Annotated in this window: 14 protein-coding genes and 2 riboswitches; of the genes, 10 read left to right on the top strand and 4 right to left on the bottom strand. The window is 45.4% G+C overall.

From position 1 onward, the window contains the following. Positions 1-52 precede the first annotated feature (52 nt). Positions 53-169, bottom strand: a riboswitch (SAM riboswitch). 129 nt (positions 170-298) lie between these two features. From QOZ98_RS04955 to pepT, 6 genes are all read left to right on the top strand, one after another. Then, positions 299-940, top strand: coding sequence for a glycerol-3-phosphate acyltransferase (locus QOZ98_RS04955; RefSeq protein WP_308786389.1), 642 nt, complete (start codon positions 299-301; stop codon positions 938-940). Between the two features lie 122 nt (positions 941-1,062). Further along, positions 1,063-1,177: riboswitch (SAM riboswitch) on the top strand. 139 nt (positions 1,178-1,316) lie between these two features. Then, positions 1,317-2,348 carry a methionine ABC transporter ATP-binding protein gene (locus tag QOZ98_RS04950; protein WP_308786388.1) on the top strand — a complete coding sequence of 344 codons (1,032 nt, stop codon included), beginning with the start codon at positions 1,317-1,319 and terminating at the stop codon, positions 2,346-2,348. Next, a complete protein-coding gene (locus QOZ98_RS04945; protein WP_308786387.1) occupies positions 2,338-2,988 on the top strand; it encodes a methionine ABC transporter permease in 651 nt (216 codons plus the stop codon). Before QOZ98_RS04950 ends, QOZ98_RS04945 begins: the two co-directional genes overlap by 11 nt. Before the next feature lie 339 nt (positions 2,989-3,327). Further along, a complete protein-coding gene (locus QOZ98_RS04940; RefSeq protein WP_308786386.1) occupies positions 3,328-4,161 on the top strand; it encodes a MetQ/NlpA family ABC transporter substrate-binding protein in 834 nt (277 codons plus the stop codon). A gap of 96 nt (positions 4,162-4,257) precedes the next feature. Beyond that, positions 4,258-5,463, top strand: a complete 1,206-nt coding sequence (locus tag QOZ98_RS04935) for a M20 family metallopeptidase (RefSeq protein WP_308786385.1) — start codon at positions 4,258-4,260, stop codon at positions 5,461-5,463. Between the two features lie 174 nt (positions 5,464-5,637). Next, positions 5,638-6,855, top strand: a complete 1,218-nt coding sequence (pepT, locus tag QOZ98_RS04930; RefSeq protein WP_308786384.1) for a peptidase T — start codon at positions 5,638-5,640, stop codon at positions 6,853-6,855. A 48-nt stretch (positions 6,856-6,903) separates the two neighbouring features. On the opposite strand, the gene QOZ98_RS04925 is transcribed toward pepT, so the two are convergent. Then, positions 6,904-7,923, bottom strand: coding sequence for an STAS domain-containing protein (locus QOZ98_RS04925; protein ID WP_308786383.1), 1,020 nt, complete (start codon positions 7,921-7,923; stop codon positions 6,904-6,906). Positions 7,924-8,154: 231 nt separating this feature from the next. Here QOZ98_RS04925 and QOZ98_RS04920 point away from each other — a divergent pair, with 231 nt between their 5' ends. The 3 genes from QOZ98_RS04920 to QOZ98_RS04910 all read left to right on the top strand — a co-directional run bounded on the left by QOZ98_RS04920 (position 8,155) and on the right by QOZ98_RS04910 (position 9,894). Beyond that, positions 8,155-8,385: a hypothetical protein gene (locus QOZ98_RS04920; RefSeq protein ID WP_142827004.1), complete on the top strand. Its 231-nt coding sequence runs from the start codon at positions 8,155-8,157 to the stop codon at positions 8,383-8,385. A 106-nt stretch (positions 8,386-8,491) separates the two neighbouring features. Next, positions 8,492-9,385: an EamA family transporter gene (locus QOZ98_RS04915; RefSeq protein ID WP_308786382.1), complete on the top strand. Its 894-nt coding sequence runs from the start codon at positions 8,492-8,494 to the stop codon at positions 9,383-9,385. Positions 9,386-9,471: 86 nt separating this feature from the next. Then, complete coding sequence (locus QOZ98_RS04910) at positions 9,472-9,894, top strand: pyridoxamine 5'-phosphate oxidase family protein (protein ID WP_308786381.1); 423 nt, start codon at positions 9,472-9,474, stop codon at positions 9,892-9,894. A 34-nt stretch (positions 9,895-9,928) separates the two neighbouring features. Here QOZ98_RS04910 and QOZ98_RS04905 read toward each other — a convergent pair whose 3' ends face one another. Continuing rightward, complete coding sequence (locus QOZ98_RS04905; protein WP_142827001.1) at positions 9,929-10,363, bottom strand: RrF2 family transcriptional regulator; 435 nt, start codon at positions 10,361-10,363, stop codon at positions 9,929-9,931. A gap of 519 nt (positions 10,364-10,882) precedes the next feature. Between QOZ98_RS04905 and hmpA the strand changes: the two genes are divergently transcribed. Beyond that, complete coding sequence (hmpA, locus tag QOZ98_RS04900) at positions 10,883-12,064, top strand: NO-inducible flavohemoprotein (RefSeq protein ID WP_308786380.1); 1,182 nt, start codon at positions 10,883-10,885, stop codon at positions 12,062-12,064. A 112-nt stretch (positions 12,065-12,176) separates the two neighbouring features. Here the strand turns inward: hmpA and QOZ98_RS04895 are convergent, their stop codons facing one another. Next, positions 12,177-14,138: an iron ABC transporter permease gene (locus QOZ98_RS04895; protein ID WP_308786379.1), complete on the bottom strand. Its 1,962-nt coding sequence runs from the start codon at positions 14,136-14,138 to the stop codon at positions 12,177-12,179. Next, positions 14,138-15,115 (bottom strand): ABC transporter substrate-binding protein, encoded by a 978-nt coding sequence (locus QOZ98_RS04890; RefSeq protein WP_308786378.1) that lies wholly within the window; start codon positions 15,113-15,115, stop codon positions 14,138-14,140. The genes QOZ98_RS04895 and QOZ98_RS04890 overlap by 1 nt, the downstream gene beginning before the upstream one ends. Positions 15,116-15,294 lie beyond the last annotated feature (179 nt).

The following is a 15,294-nucleotide window of genomic DNA, read 5'->3' as shown; positions in this document are numbered from 1 at the left end:
AGCAAAAAGCCCTCTTCGGTAAGAAGAGGGCCGTAAATTACGGAGTTTCCTCCTCTTATCTGTCAGAACCTGTCGATCAGTTCTGTAGGAATTAGCACCTTTCCAGACAAAAACGTCTGTTGGTTGCCGGGCATCACAGGGCCTATCCCTCCGCCACTCTTGATAAGAGTATTTGATTTGGTTTTTCATCTTGTTGAGAAGTATAAAAACTTCCGCGCTTTTTGTCAAGTCCATTAGTCAAAAAATTTTGAAACCTTCCTTTCTTTCAAACGTTATCAATTACAGAGGAGGAATTAGCATGCTTATGTGGGTTTTGGTGTTGTTTATCGCGGGCTATATCATTGGTTGTTTTCATGGATCTCTTGCTGCGCAGGCTTTATCAGGAATCAACGTTAAAAAAGAAGGCGTGAAAAATTCTGGTGCTTCCAACGCTGCCATCGTTCTGGGCTGGAAATACGGATTGCTAGTTGCATTTATTGATATTTTTAAAGGCTTTGCTGCGGTTGCAGGTCTCCGTCTGTTATTGGAAACAGGAAGTTTTTCATCTGAAATGACCTGGGCATTATTGTTTGTGGCAGGCGCCGGTGTGGTTTTCGGCCATAATTTCCCCTTCTACATGAATTTTAATGGCGGCAAGGGCACCGCTTCGGTCATAGGCGTTATGCTTGCGCTTGACTGGAAGCTTGGGTTGCTTGGCCTGCTGCTGTTGATCGGCGTTTCGCTGGCAACAGACTACTTGGTAATAGGCGTACTTGTCCTCTATGCCATCTATTTTGTAATCGCTGTCGGCCCCGCTTCCGGAGCCTGGCCCTTGCTGACAGCATCTGCCCTGTTTGCTATGGCTGTATGGAAGCATAGCGAAAATATTATCCGAATAAAAGATGGAACTGAAAATAAAGTGTCTTCAGTCTTAGGCAAGAAATCTACCACATCAAATTGAGTAGATTTCACAAAGGTTTTATTCATATTTTAAAGTTTGTGAAATAAATCTCAATTTCCCCCTTGACTTTTTTGTTATTTCACCATAAAGTAAGACTCACGAATCGAATAGCATACATCACTTTCTTATCAAGAGAAACCGAGGGACAGGCCCTAAGACGTTTCGGCAGCAGATTTGTTTAACCGCAAAAACTGTGCCAACTCCTGCAAATGCCTTTGTGCATTTGGAAGATGAGAATTAGATGGTTTCAACTGGAGCCTTCTTTTTTCTTATGGATAAGAAAAAGGAAGGCTCTTTTTTGTCTATTATCTCAAGGAGAATTTGAGACACCGTCGATTTGATAAGATCCACTACAGCAAAAGGAGGCATTATCACCATGATTCAATTCGAAGGCGTCGCCAAAACCTACCAATCTGGCAAACAGGAAATCCATGCCTTGAACGGCATTGACCTCACCGTCGAAACCGGCGAAATATACGGGGTCATCGGCTTTAGCGGAGCCGGAAAAAGTTCGTTGATCCGCACCGTGAACCTGCTTGAGCGCCCTACTACAGGACGTGTATTGATTCAGGGAAAGGACATTTCCACCTTATCCAGTAAAGAAATTCGCACCATCCGAAAAGACATCGGCATGATTTTCCAGCATTTCAATCTGTTGAATTCTAAAACGGTGTACCACAATGTAGCGATGCCGCTCTTGCTGGCGAAAACGCCAAAAGCGGATATCGAAAAACAAGTCAAAGACCTGCTCGACTTTGTCGGACTTGGGGACCAGGCACAAAAATATCCGGATCAGCTATCCGGTGGACAGAAACAGCGAATCGGCATTGCCCGTGCGCTGGCCACAAACCCTTCCGTCCTATTGTGCGATGAAGCAACATCGGCTCTTGACCCTCAAACGACTAAATCGATTTTAGATCTGCTGCGCAAAATCAACAAGGAATACAACATCACCATCTTGCTCATTACACATGAGATGGGTGTGATCCGGGAAATCTGCGATAAAGTGGCTGTTCTAGAAGCAGGAAAAGTCATCGAGCAAGGCAGCGTCTTTGATATCTTCTCCAATCCGCAGCAGCCTACCACAAAGCGCTTTGTCCGCTCTGTTATGAATGATGAATTGCCTGAATCTCTGCTCCTGCAAATTCAAAATGCCAAAAGCAGCAATGCCATCTACCGTCTCCAGTTTACCGGCAATTCCGTCGGCAAACCGTTCATGTCCCGCGTGTCGCGTGACTTTAAGGTCGATTTGAATGTTCTGTTCGGCAATGTTACGGAGCTGCAAGGCATTCCATATGGCAACCTGATTGTCGAATTTTCCGGAGAGCCGAGTGAAATCGGACGGGCATTATCCTCTATTCGGGAAAGTGATATTCACATAGAGGAGGTCAATAATTATGTCAGTTAACTACGAACAAATCTTAGAAGCTCTTTGGGAAACCGTTTATATGACGGGTGCCGCATTCGGCTTTTCCTTATTGATCGGCTTCCCGCTCGGCATCTTGCTAGTGGTCACACGCAAAGGCCATTTATTGGAAAACGAACCGATTTCAAAGGTGCTCAACGTTGTCATCAATATTTTCCGTTCCGTCCCATTTATTATCCTGATGGTCGCCATTATTCCATTGACGCGCCTGATTGTCGGCACGTCCATTGGAACGGCAGCCGCCATTGTGCCATTAGTTTTCTATGCTGGACCTTATATTGCACGATTAATCGAAAACTCCTTATTGGAAGTCGACAAAGGGGTTATCGAAGCAGCCCAAGCAATGGGTGCCACACCGATGCAAATTATTTTCCGCTTTTTGATTCCAGAAGCTTTAAGCTCCCTGGTTCTCGCATTGACCATAGCTGTAGTCGGACTCATTGGTGCATCCGCCATGGCAGGTGCCATCGGAGGAGGCGGTCTTGGAGACTTGGCCATCACATACGGCTATCAGCGATTCGACACACTTGTCATGTTCATTACCGTAGCGATCCTCGTAGTGCTGGTGCAGGGTGTTCAATCTCTTGGAAATGTATTATCAAGAACTGTACGACGCAGTTGATAAGAAAAGCGGAGGCTGCCGTTTAGATTCGACAGGCATAAGACGATCTGGCGAAGCGGCATGTTTTCAGCCGCACAGCCAGAGTGGCTTATGATCCGAGAATCTGGCAGCTGGAGTCTAGACAATAAAGAAAAGCGGAAGCTGCCGTTTAGCTTCGACAAGCGCTGGAAGCCTTGCCGGTAATGGCGTTTTTCAGCCATTGCTGGAAAAGGTTGAAGCGACTCGAAGGGCTCGCAGCTGGAGTCTAGACAAGGAAAAGCGCAAGCGTGCGTGTAGCTCTGACGAATATAAAAGTTTAGAACTAATAATAACAACATAGAGAAACTGGAGGAATTAATCATGAAAAAAATTACAGCTACTGCCTTACTTTCACTAACAGCATTAACCTTGGGGGCTTGCGGAGACGACAGCAGTTCTGAAGGCAACACGACCGTCACTCTTGGCATCAGCGGATCTGATACGACCATTTGGGATTACATTGCCGATAAAGCCGAAGCCGAAGGAATCGATTTGGAAATCCAAACCTTTTCTGATTATGTAGCACCCAACTTAGCGCTTGCCGAAGGTGAACTTGACTTGAATGCGTTCCAAACAATTTCTTATTTTGACGAATTTGTAGCAGAACACAATATCGATATCGTACCGATTGGCTCTACTGTAATTGCGCCAATGGGCTTGTATTCCGATAAATACGAATCCATCGATGAAATTCCCGAAGGTTCACAAATCGCAATGCCGAATGAAGCAACCAACATGGGCCGCGCACTCCTGCTGCTTGATGAAGCTGGACTGATCACGCTGTCTGAAGATGCCGGACTTACCGGAACTGCCGAAGACATCATCGACAACCCGAAAAATATTGAAATTATGCCGATGGTATCTGGCCATACGCCACGCGCTATGCCTGATGTTGCCGGTTCTGTCATCAACAATGGCGTCGCAGTGGATGCTGGCTTGAACCCGACAGAGGATCCGATTGCCCGTGAAAGCGATACAGCTAAACCGTATATCAACCTAATTGCTGCAAGTGCTGACGAAGCAGACAATGAAGCTTACCAGAAGATCGTTGAGATTTATCAGCAAGAAGACACAGCCGACTTTATCATTGAGCATACAAAAGGTGCTCAGATTCCAACAGTTGTAACAGTTGAGGAATTGGTTGATTACGAGTAAATATTGTCTATTCACTGAACCAAAACTGCTTTTCTTGCAACATCGATAAACGGCATCAATCATCCGGCCAACTCAACCTTTATAGGAGGAATTCCAATGACCCTTACCAAGGAAGCAGCCCAGACCCTTTCCCAGTCAGTCGATTCCCGAAGCAAGACATACATTGAAACAAGCCAGGCAATCCACGCCAAGCCGGAAATTGGCAATGAAGAGTTTTATGCCAGTTCCCTATTGATCAGTTTGCTGGAGGATGCCGGATTTACCGTTGACAAAGCAGTTGCCGGCCATGATACCGCTTTTTTCGCCAGCAAGAAAAGTACTCTTCCTGGACCAACGATTGCTTATCTCGCTGAATATGATGCACTACCTGGAATTGGCCATGCCTGTGGCCACAACATAATTGGAACGACCAGTATCGCAGCCGCTATCGCCTTGTCAGAAACACTGGAAACTACCGGCGGACGCGTTGTGGTCCTCGGAACACCTGCGGAAGAAGGCGGGCCGAATGGCAGTGCCAAAGGCAGTTTCGTTAAACACGGTCTGCTCGGGGGCATTGATGCCGCATTGATGCTGCATCCTTCCGGCAATTCGGCTGTCACCGGCCCTTCCCTCGCTGTCGATCCATTGGAATTCCACTTTTACGGCAAGCCGGCCCATGCGGCAGGATCTCCTGAACAAGGCATCAATGCACTCGATGCCGTTTTGCAGCTGTTTAACAGCATCAATGCATTGCGCCAGCAACTGCCGGCCGATGCACGCGTCCACGGAATCATTACGCACGGGGGCGATGCGCCGAACATCATTCCAGAATATGCGGCAGCCCGTTTTTATATCCGCGGCGATTCCTGGAAGAAAACATCCGATACTGCGCGCAAAATCCGGGCCATTGCCGAAGGCGCTGCTTTAGCAACGGGTGCTACAGTGAAAATCGAGCGTTTCCAGAACGAAGTGCGTGACTTAGTCCTTACCCCAGCCTTAGATGCGATTGTCCGCCGCGAGCTGGAAGCACAAGGTGAAACTGTAGCCGACTCCCGCATCTCTGGACTTGGCTCTACAGATGCTGGCAATATCAGCTATGAAGTCCCTACTGCACATGGCTACATTAAAATCGGACCTGAAAGCTTGATTGCCCATACCGCTGAGTTCCGTGAAGCTGCTAAATCGTCCCACGGCAACGATGCCCTCATCAAAGGCGCCAAGGCATTGGCCTATACCGGCTATCGACTGCTCACGGAGACTGTTCTTTTGGAACAAGTCAAAGCTGCACATGCCGATGCTGTGAAAGCGAAACTACAAAATTAAAAAAACGATGCTCCTCACAGGGGCATCGTTTTTTTAGTCCAGAATTTTCATCATTTTCCCACTTCATGCTAAAATATTCTTATATAGGTTGAACTTGCTGTTTTTCAGCTCTATCTCCAAACAGTGGATTAAACAATTCAATTTATATATAACTTACTCAAGGGGGATTTTTACATGTTGGAAAACTTAATTGAGCGGCTTGTCCGTTATGCAAAAATTGATACCCAGTCTGACTTTAACAGTGCCACCACACCTTCTACGGATACCCAGTGGGATTTGCTCCGTGAACTCGAACAGGAAATGAACTCTATTGGCTTGATCGATGTTGGCATGGATGGATCGGGTTATCTTTTCGGTACGCTACCGGCCAATACCGACCAGGACATTCCAGTGATCGGTTTCTTGGCACATGTAGATACCGCCACGGACTTTACCGGAAAAAATGTTAATCCCAAGCGCATTAATAATTATGACGGACAGGATATCCCATTAAACGACAGCGTTGTGATGGCTGTGTCAGATTTTCCTGCCCTCCAAAATTACATAGGCCATACATTGATTACAACAGATGGCACCACGCTTCTTGGCGCTGACAATAAAGCAGGTATCGCTGAAATCATGACTGCAATGGAATATTTAAATGCCCATCCGGAAATTGAGCATGGAAAGATCCGTGTTGCGTTTACGCCGGATGAAGAAATCGGCCGCGGCCCCCATAAATTTGATGTAGAGCGCTTTGGTGCAAATTATGCCTATACAATGGACGGCGGCCCTCTTGGTGAATTGCAGTATGAGAGCTTTAATGCAGCCAGCGGCAAACTGATTGTCCAAGGGAAAAGCGTTCATCCCGGATCAGCAAAAGACAAAATGGTCAATGCCCAAACAGTGGCCATCCAATTTCAGCAGGAAATGCCAATGAACGAAGTACCTGAATTGACCGAAGGATATGAAGGCTTTATCCATTTGAATAATTTCACCGGCAATGTGGAAACTGCGGAATTGACGTATATTATCCGTGATTTCGATAAAGGAAAGTTCGAAGCCAAAAAGCAGAATATGCAGGCAGTTGCTGAAAAGCTGCAGCAGCAGTACGGCAAAGAGGCTGTCCGTTTGGAAATCGAAGATCAATACTACAATATGCGCGAGAAAATCGAACCTGTTATGGAAATCGTTGATAATGCAGAAAAAGCCATGATTGCATTAGACATTGAACCGAATATTGTTCCTGTCCGCGGCGGTACGGACGGTTCCCAATTGTCTTACATGGGACTTCCAACACCGAATATTTTCACGGGTGGAGAAAATTACCACGGAAAATACGAGTTCATCTCAGCTGAAAACATGGAAAAAGCGACCCAGGTCATTATCGAAATCGTAAAATCAGCCAAGTAAACTAATATTTTAAAAGCGTATTGGACTGGGTCCAATACGCTTTTTTCTTTAGATGATGCTTCGCCCGTTTTGCGCCAGCGCGTAATGAATGCCGTGCTGCAAGGTTTGGAAGCATTGAAATTTTGATAAATTGATGCCCGACTCTGTAATGGTCATGCTCATTTTCGCTGAGATGCCCACTAATATCGTTTGTGTCCCGATCAAGGATGCCGTCGATCCCAACTTTTCAATAAGCATGGCCGCGTGCTGAGTAAAATTGTTGTTCAAACCGGTCAGATCCAAAATCAAATACTTTGCTTTGTGTTTTGGCATGTTCTGCAGGGTTTTCACCAACAACTCTTCCGAACGGGCTTCATCATATGTTCCAAGCAAAGGCACAACCACGATATCTTCCAGAACTGGAATGAGCGGAGATGAAATCTCTTTGATCAGTGCATTCAATTCACTGGTTTTTTCCTCAACTAACCGTTCGAGCTCATTTATTTTTTCCGCTTCTTTTAAACGTGATAAGTGATGGATATTTTTTTCAATCGTCTCTTCTGATGGAAAATATTGAATCACACTTTCTGGAAATCCATCCAATTGATGATGCACAACCTTATACCACATGTTTTGCTTGAACAAAGAAGAAAAAATCCCGGCATAATGTGCCGGCAAAAAGCTGCCTCCCTGTTCTTTCTTCTGCGCCACATTAATCAGATGCTCCCAGCTGTTTTTTAAATGCACTTCCAATGTATGTGTTTCTTCATTGAGTTCTTTTATTTCCGCTAATCCCCATCCGGCAGAGGCGTAAGTGTTGGTGATCAATTGAGCAGCATCTTCAATAGTGACGTCTTTTATACCATGGAAATACTCACCTACTACCAGTCCCTGACGAAATCCTGTTGATTCCAGTACAACATTCGCCGCATCTTTTCCAGAAATCTCTTCCAAAGAATCAAAAAACATTTTCATTGCGGATGCTGTCCAAAAAAGAACAGATTCCTGCCCTTCAAACAAAAAACGGCCTTCTGCCAAATCCCATTCAAAGTTCAATCCGCCTACTGTTATTGCTGATTCCGTAGTCATCTTGCAGCTCCTCTCGCTAACTGGCTCTATTTTATCATATTCGTTATATTTCTTTCTGTTTAGAGGTTGGTTTTTGCAGTTCCTGAAAATTGGAAGTTAGTGCCGACATTTATTCGTTAGAGGCGTATATTATTTACTTCTTAAACACTATAAAAATGGTAGGGGCTTCATGTTTTAAATATTTTATTAAAGGAATACAAAGAATAACACAAAACGAAAGAGGTGCTTTACATGTCAGATAAAAAACCATTTAGTGAGGAAGACCGTAAAACAAGAGACGGCGCTTCTATGGACAATCCAGAACAGTTTAAAACAGATAAAAAGAGTCTTTCCGAAATGCATGAAGAGGAAATGACCGTCGATTCTATTCCAATGGAAGATTTAAAACAGGAGAAAAAAGAAGAAGGAAACAAACGGGCAACGAAGAGCAATTCTTCAAGCGAAGAGAAATTCCCAGAGTAATCAGTGTGAATTTTCGTAAAAGTGAATGCTTTCAAAAAAGACCGCGGAGGCTATGCTCCGCGGTTTTTTTATGCTATGATTCTCGTTTGAACAGGAGTGAAAGAAAATGAAAAATTGGATTTATCCGCTCATGGTCGTCATAGCAGCGAGCTCTTATGGAGTTCTCTCGACCATTATCAAAGTGGCCATGAAAAATGGATTTACTGCTGCGGAAGCAGTAACCGCCCAATACTTTATAGGGTTCGCATTAGCGGCTCTTTTATTTTTTGTTACACAACGCAAAATGCCCCGGATTAAAGGATGGAAGATATTAGTGCTGTCCGGTACCTCCACAGCTGTTACGGGAATGGTTTATGCCCATTCACTTAACTATCTTCCAGCCTCCTTGGCAGTAGTACTCCTTTTCCAATTTACATGGATTGGCATGTTCCTCGATTGTATCGTCAATCGCAGATGGCTAAAGCGCACTGAAGTATTTTCCTTAATCCTGTTATTTGCTGGAACACTTTTTGCAGCTGGCATCATCGGAACGGACTTGAGCGGAATTCCATGGCAAGGATGGGCTTGGGGAATTGGCGCTGCATTTTGTTTTTCAGCGTTCATGTTCGTTAATGGCAAACAAATTGAAGGCATGGATACTTCAGCCCGCTTGTTTTACGTATCGCTGTTTGCAGCAATCGTAGTCGGTCTTTTCCAAACGCCAGAGATTGTCTGGAACGGGCAATTGTTCAATGAAGGCCTTTGGATTTTTGGTGTGATGCTTGGCGTTTTCGGCATCATCATGCCCATTTACTTTTTCTCAGTCGCCGTGCCGCATGTCGGCTCCGGACTTGCATCCATATTAAGCGCCATGGAATTGCCGGTAGCTGTTCTGGCATCGGTGATTATCCTGAACGAAGCTTTAACATTCCTTCAAATTTGCGGTATCTTCATTATTCTTATCGGGATGGTGCTGCCAAGCGCATTTAACCGGACACCTAAAAGAGTCGAACGCATTTAAAAGGCCTGCTGCCTCAGCAGGCCTTTAATGTTTAGTTCGGGATTAAAAAGGAATAGATAAGTACAAAGATAAAAGGAGTGGTATGGATGAACCAGGAAGATGTAAAAAAAGCAGCTTTAAAGATCTTAGAGGAAAGTTATGTGGGGACACTGGCAACAATTAAAGGAAACAAACCCCACTCGCGCTATATGACTTTTTTCAATGATGATTTCACCCTCTACACGGCCACCAGCAAAAATACGCAAAAAGTTGACGAACTGGAGGCCAATCCGAATGCCCATATTCTCTTAGGCTATGACGGTGAAGGGGTCGGCGATACCTTCCTGGAAATTGAAGGAACCATGTCGTTGAATGATGACCGCGAGTTGATCGATAAAGTGTGGAACGAGCATTTAGAAGGCTGGTTTGAAGGACCCGATGATCCAAACCTCATCATTTTGGCGATTAATCCTGACCGCGTCCGCTTGATGAACAAAAAAGGGCAAGAACCGCAAGCACTGGAACTGTAAATGCAAAAACGGCTCAAATTTTTGAGCCGTTTTTTTATGTCTGCAGAATTTCACGAAGCCCTTCCCTGTTAAACAACAGGTCTTCAAGCGTGTATTCATCCAAAACAGTCAAATAAGCATGAAGCGCTTTTCCGAGCACGCCGCGCAATCCGCAAATCGGAGAAATCGGACAGCTGTTGCGCTCAGGATCAAAGCATTCAACCAAGTGGAAGTCGTCTTCCATTTGCCTTACTACCGTCCCGACATTAATATTTTGAGGAAGATCGGCCAAGCGGATGCCGCCGCCTCTTCCTCTTACCGTATGGATAAATCCGGCTTTCCCCAGTTCGAATGTAACTTTCGTTAAATGGTTCTTCGATATGTTGTAGGCGTCAGAAATTTCTTGTATAGTCGTCAGTTTTCCTGATTCTTTGGTCCCTAAATAAATCAAAACTCGTAATGAGAAGTCTGTATACATGGTCAATCTCATTTTCTTCACCTCTTCTGCCTGTTCATTATAACGGCTTTTCGAGAAGTCCGAAAGTAATTGAACCTGTCTTGTGCCTCATGCTTAAATCGGGTCTTTTTAGGTTTGGCAGGCATTCAAATTTCTTTGGAAAGTATTTCTGTTGTATTGGAAATTATTGGAGTCAACATAGAATGTATTTCTCCCCAAACAGAAAGTATAACCAATTTATAGAAATAAAAAATTCTATTTTAGCGTCTTATGCCCGTCGGACCTACACGGACGCTTCCGCTTTTCTTATTGTCCAGACTCCAGCGGCCAGATCCTAGGAGCATAAGCCACTCTGGCTGTGCGGCATAAGAAACACCGCTTCGCCAGCCCGTCTTATGCCCGTCGGACCTACACGGACGCTTCCGCTTTTCTTTGTTGTGACTTTTCTGTGAAGAGAGTTGTGTCCATAATTTAAAGATATATTTAAAATGTATCTTTAAAGAGATTGAGAGCGTATAGTCAAGATATAGAAAACAAAAGGAGAGATTGACTATGTTATCTCAAGAAACCATAACAATTATTAAATCTACGGTACCAGTATTAGAAGTGCACGGAACAAAAATTACGACTGTATTCTACAAAAATATGTTTGAAGCGCATCCTGAACTTTATAATATTTTCAACCAAGCTAACCAGAAAAAAGGGCGTCAGCAAGCTGCATTGGCAAATACAGTTTACGCGGCAGCTGTCCATATCGAAAATCTGGAAGCAATCCTTCCGGCAATTGTCCAAATTGCCAACAAACACGTAAGCTTGGGAATCAAGCCAGAACATTATCCAATTGTTGGAGAATACTTGTTAAAAGCGATCAAGGAAGTATTGGGCGATGCAGCAACTGACGACATCATCAATGCTTGGGCAGAAACTTATGGCGTCATTGCCGATGCCTTTATTGGTCTTGAAAAAGACATGTACGCAAAAATGGAATCTCAGGAAAATGGCTGGAGCTTCTTTAAGGACTTTATAATTGTCCGTAAAGAAAAGGAAAGTGAAAGTATCACTTCCTTCTATTTAAAACCGGCAGACGGCAAAAATGTACCTGCTTACCAAGCGGGCCAATATATTTCCGTGCGCATGTCAATTCCAGGCGAAGAGTACTTATTCAATCGCCAGTACAGCCTTTCTCAAGCTGCGCAACAGGATGAATTCCGCATTTCGGTTAAACGCGATGCAGACAATGACCCGAACGGCCGCGTTTCGGTTTACCTTCATGATGAAATGAATGTAGGCGATCGCTTTGAAGTAAGCGCACCGGCAGGAGAGTTCGTTCTGGATACGGAAAAGACTACTCCCGTTGCATTCGTCAGCGGCGGAGTCGGCATCACACCAATGATGAGCATGTTTGAAACGGTAGCAACCTTGACTCCAGAACGTCCAACTGCATTCCTTCACGCCGCGCGCAATGAATCTATGCACGCTTTTGACAAAGATATTCAGAAATACATTGCTGCTATGGACAATGCAAGCTACAAGACACTTTATTCCGATCAGCCTGAAGGCTACATCACACGTGTGATTCTGGAAGAATACGTCGACATCACTGGCGATGTTTATGTCTGTGGCCCTGTACCTTTCATGGAAGCCATGGTTCAGGAACTGCGGGCACTTGGCATGAGAGAAGAACAGATTCACTTTGAATTCTTCGGTCCAGCCATAGCTCTTCAAAACGCATAATTTCTCACGAAGCTGCCCGTTCACTGGGCAGCTTTTTACGTGTGGTCATTTTCACCCCAATCAAAAGGGACCTGCCAACATGGCAGGTCCCTTTGTCATTTTTCTCTTTTGTTCATTTCATTTTGCGCAGCAGGTAAAGCAGGTAAGGTGTCCCAATCAATGCGACAACCAATCCGCTCGGAATATCTTTCGGTGCAATCAATATCCGTCCGACAAAATCGGCGGTTACCAGCAGCAGTCCACCGATCAAGCCGGATGCCAGGAGCAGCGGCAAATGACGGAAACCGACCAGGCGACGTGCAATATGCGGAGCAACCAGACCGACAAATCCAATCGTGCCGACAATCGATACCGCCACCGTTGAAATGGCGACACCAACGATCAGCGCCCAAACGCGTGTAGAACGGATGTTCAACCCCAGACCGGCAGCTACATCGTCTCCGAAGGTCAGCGTATCCAAGCTGCGCGTGAGATAAATGGCCGGCCAAATGAATATCGCCAATAAGAGCAGCGCAAATTGGACATCTTCCCAGCCTTTGCCGTAAGTGCTGCCTGATAACCAAACTAATGCACTCGCGACTGCCAGCTTCGCTTTGACAATGAACACCTGTGTCGCAGCCGAACCGAAAGCCGAGATGGCGATGCCCATCAACGCAACCAGCATCGGCTGGAAATTATTTTTCCAAGCCGTCACAAGAATAATGCCAAGTGCCAAAGCTGCCCCTACAGTTGCACCAAGCGGCAGGAATTCGGGTGGAATAGCCGGGAAAATAACCAGCAATAGCATCGCTCCTGCTCCCGCCATTGAAGTGACACCGAGCACACTGGCATCTGCAAGCGGATTTCTTAAAACTCCTTGAAGAATGACGCCCGTAATCGCCAGCATTACACCGACAATAAATGAAGTTAAAACTCGCGGCACCCGGAAATTCCAAACTACCGGTTCTGTCCAGGCAAACGTCCAGGCAGAGCCGTTAAAGCTTAATGCCATCACCGTAATACCAGCGATAATCGCCACCAGTATTGGGACAATCAGCTTTAAGCGAACAGGTTTTGTTGTACCGCCCATTTGCCGTTCTCCGCGCTTCATTGATTTGGCCGTGCGCCATGCCAGATACAACAGCCAAGGACCGCCGACCAATGCCGTCATGGCACCGACCGGCACTTCCTGTCCCGGCTGAATCAATCGGCCAAGCACATCAGCACCGACCAAAAAGACACTTCCCCAAATAAAAGAGTGGATAATAATTTGCAGATGTCCCCGGATGCCCATCATGCGGACAATGTGCGGGGCCATCAGCCCAATAAATCCGATGGGTCCGACAACACTGACTGTAGCAGCTGCCAAGACGATGGCCACTCCCCAAGAAGCGAGCTTAACCAGGCGGACATTTTGTCCAAGTGAAGAAGCAATGTCTTCTCCAAGCGATAAAATGTCCATTGGTTTTGCCAACAGCAGTGCACAAAGGAACATCAAGAGAATGACCGGTGCAGCAAATATTACGCCTTCCCAATTCAGTTGAACCAAAGTTCCGGATCCCCAAAGGAAAAGCCCATTTGTCTGGTTTTCAAATAATAACTGGAGTGCTCCGGTAATGGAAGCGAACAGCAGAGAAATGATCATCCCTGTCAAAGCCACACGCACGGGTTCCATTTGTTTCCCGGCAAGGCCAACGACCAATAAAGAAGAAAGTACAGCACCTAAAAGAGCCGTAATAAAAGGAAAAGCACCAAATAATCCCGGAAAAAAGATGGTGGAAACAACCACGAAGAAAAAGGCACCCGCATTAAGCCCCAAAGTTCCCGGCGAAGCCAATGGATTATTCGTCAATGTTTGGAGTACAGCACCTGAAACAGCGAGAGCCCCTCCTGCCAATATGCCGATTGTTAGACGCGGCAAGCGAAATGAAAATACGATATCCTGGATGCGGCCTTCCGTCCAAACACCTGTCAGCAACTGGGGCACTGTGTAGTCTGCCTGCCCCTGCGTCAAGTGAACAATAGACAGCACAATAAGCAGGAAAAAGCCCGCTGTCAGAGAGACAGTGGACTTATTCAGCAATTTGCGGAGCATTAGTCTGTCACCAGTACATCGGTGATTTGGTTCATCAAGGTTTCAGCAGACAACGGTCCTCCATATAGCCAAGTATCAGCACCTAAATCGTACGTACGGCCCTCTTGGACAAAAGCTAAATTTTCCCAGACCGGATTGCCGCTAAGCTGATTTTCATAAATGTTATCTGCATCCGGCACCGTGTAAAGGTAATTGGCGTCTTCGTACTCTACCAACCCTTCTACATTAAAGGTACTGGATCCAAAAATTTCAAACTGGTCCGGTTCGTGGACATTATTCAAGCCCAGGCGATCCAAAATGATGGAGGCCATCGAGTTTGGTGTAAAGACACGAATTTCAGGAGCCTGTGCCCCTGAATAGGCAAGGGTTAAAATGACGTCTTTTGTTTGAAGATCAGCCGCTTCAAGTTCAGCTGCCTTTTCTTCATATTGCGCTTCCAGATCCGTTAAAACTTGTTCGCCTTCGGTTGTTTTTCCTACAGCTTTTGCAATCTCCAGGAAGGTTGTTTCCATTTCCTGATACAGATCAATGCTTTCATCTTCCGGATAGGGATTGAAAATTACCGTAGGAGCAATCGTCTCCAATTGATCAATCATCGCATCGTGACGGAAGCTTACACCGATAATCAAGTCCGGCTCTAAAGCAGCAATAGCTTCAAGGTTAGGTTCTTGGCGGCCGCCGACGTCAACTACCGTTTCGTCCAATTGAGGCTCGATGTTCACATAGTCCCCATACTCTGCAATGTCGGCCATTCCAGCTGGTTGTACACCCACTGCCAGCAAGTCTTCCGCATAAGTCCATTCCAAAACGACAACTTTCTGGGCTGGAGCATCTAATGTGACCTCACCATTGGTGCCTTGAATCGTTACCGGCTCAGCTTCTTCTGCCGGCGCTGCTGGTTCTTCTTCAGCTGATGAGCATGCCGCAAGAACAAGCATGAGCATTGCTGCAATTAATAGTAATAACCGTTGCTTCATAATTGGTATCCTCCAAGTGTTTGATAATGATTCTCAATAAGTCTTATTTTAGTGCTATCTGTCACATTTGTAAAGCTTTTTATAAAATTCGTAATGAAAATTGTTCTCATTTAATAAGAATTTATGCTATAGTTACGGTAATGAAAATCCTATCAATTAGATTTTGGTGAAAGATATGG

It is taken from the genome of Planomicrobium stackebrandtii (genome assembly GCF_030814955.1).
GTDB lineage: Bacteria > Bacillota > Bacilli > Bacillales_A > Planococcaceae > Planococcus > Planococcus stackebrandtii.
The sequence above is the reverse complement of the archived record's forward strand: the minus strand, read 5'-3'. Positions and strand labels throughout refer to the sequence as shown.

Excerpts from the sequence above, each read along its gene's own strand:
- QOZ98_RS04955 (WP_308786389.1), top strand. The coding sequence starts at position 299 with ATGCTTATGTGGGTTTTGGTGTTGTTTATCGCGGGCTATATCATTGGT.
- QOZ98_RS04950 (WP_308786388.1), top strand. The coding sequence starts at position 1,317 with ATGATTCAATTCGAAGGCGTCGCCAAAACCTACCAATCTGGCAAACAG.
- QOZ98_RS04945 (WP_308786387.1), top strand. The coding sequence starts at position 2,338 with ATGTCAGTTAACTACGAACAAATCTTAGAAGCTCTTTGGGAAACCGTT.
- QOZ98_RS04940 (WP_308786386.1), top strand. The coding sequence starts at position 3,328 with ATGAAAAAAATTACAGCTACTGCCTTACTTTCACTAACAGCATTAACC.
- QOZ98_RS04935 (WP_308786385.1), top strand. The coding sequence starts at position 4,258 with ATGACCCTTACCAAGGAAGCAGCCCAGACCCTTTCCCAGTCAGTCGAT.
- pepT (WP_308786384.1), top strand. The coding sequence starts at position 5,638 with ATGTTGGAAAACTTAATTGAGCGGCTTGTCCGTTATGCAAAAATTGAT.
- QOZ98_RS04925 (WP_308786383.1), bottom strand. The coding sequence starts at position 7,923 with ATGACTACGGAATCAGCAATAACAGTAGGCGGATTGAACTTTGAATGG.
- QOZ98_RS04920 (WP_142827004.1), top strand. The coding sequence starts at position 8,155 with ATGTCAGATAAAAAACCATTTAGTGAGGAAGACCGTAAAACAAGAGAC.
- QOZ98_RS04915 (WP_308786382.1), top strand. The coding sequence starts at position 8,492 with ATGAAAAATTGGATTTATCCGCTCATGGTCGTCATAGCAGCGAGCTCT.
- QOZ98_RS04910 (WP_308786381.1), top strand. The coding sequence starts at position 9,472 with ATGAACCAGGAAGATGTAAAAAAAGCAGCTTTAAAGATCTTAGAGGAA.
- QOZ98_RS04905 (WP_142827001.1), bottom strand. The coding sequence starts at position 10,363 with ATGAGATTGACCATGTATACAGACTTCTCATTACGAGTTTTGATTTAT.
- hmpA (WP_308786380.1), top strand. The coding sequence starts at position 10,883 with ATGTTATCTCAAGAAACCATAACAATTATTAAATCTACGGTACCAGTA.
- QOZ98_RS04895 (WP_308786379.1), bottom strand. The coding sequence starts at position 14,138 with ATGCTCCGCAAATTGCTGAATAAGTCCACTGTCTCTCTGACAGCGGGC.
- QOZ98_RS04890 (WP_308786378.1), bottom strand. The coding sequence starts at position 15,115 with ATGAAGCAACGGTTATTACTATTAATTGCAGCAATGCTCATGCTTGTT.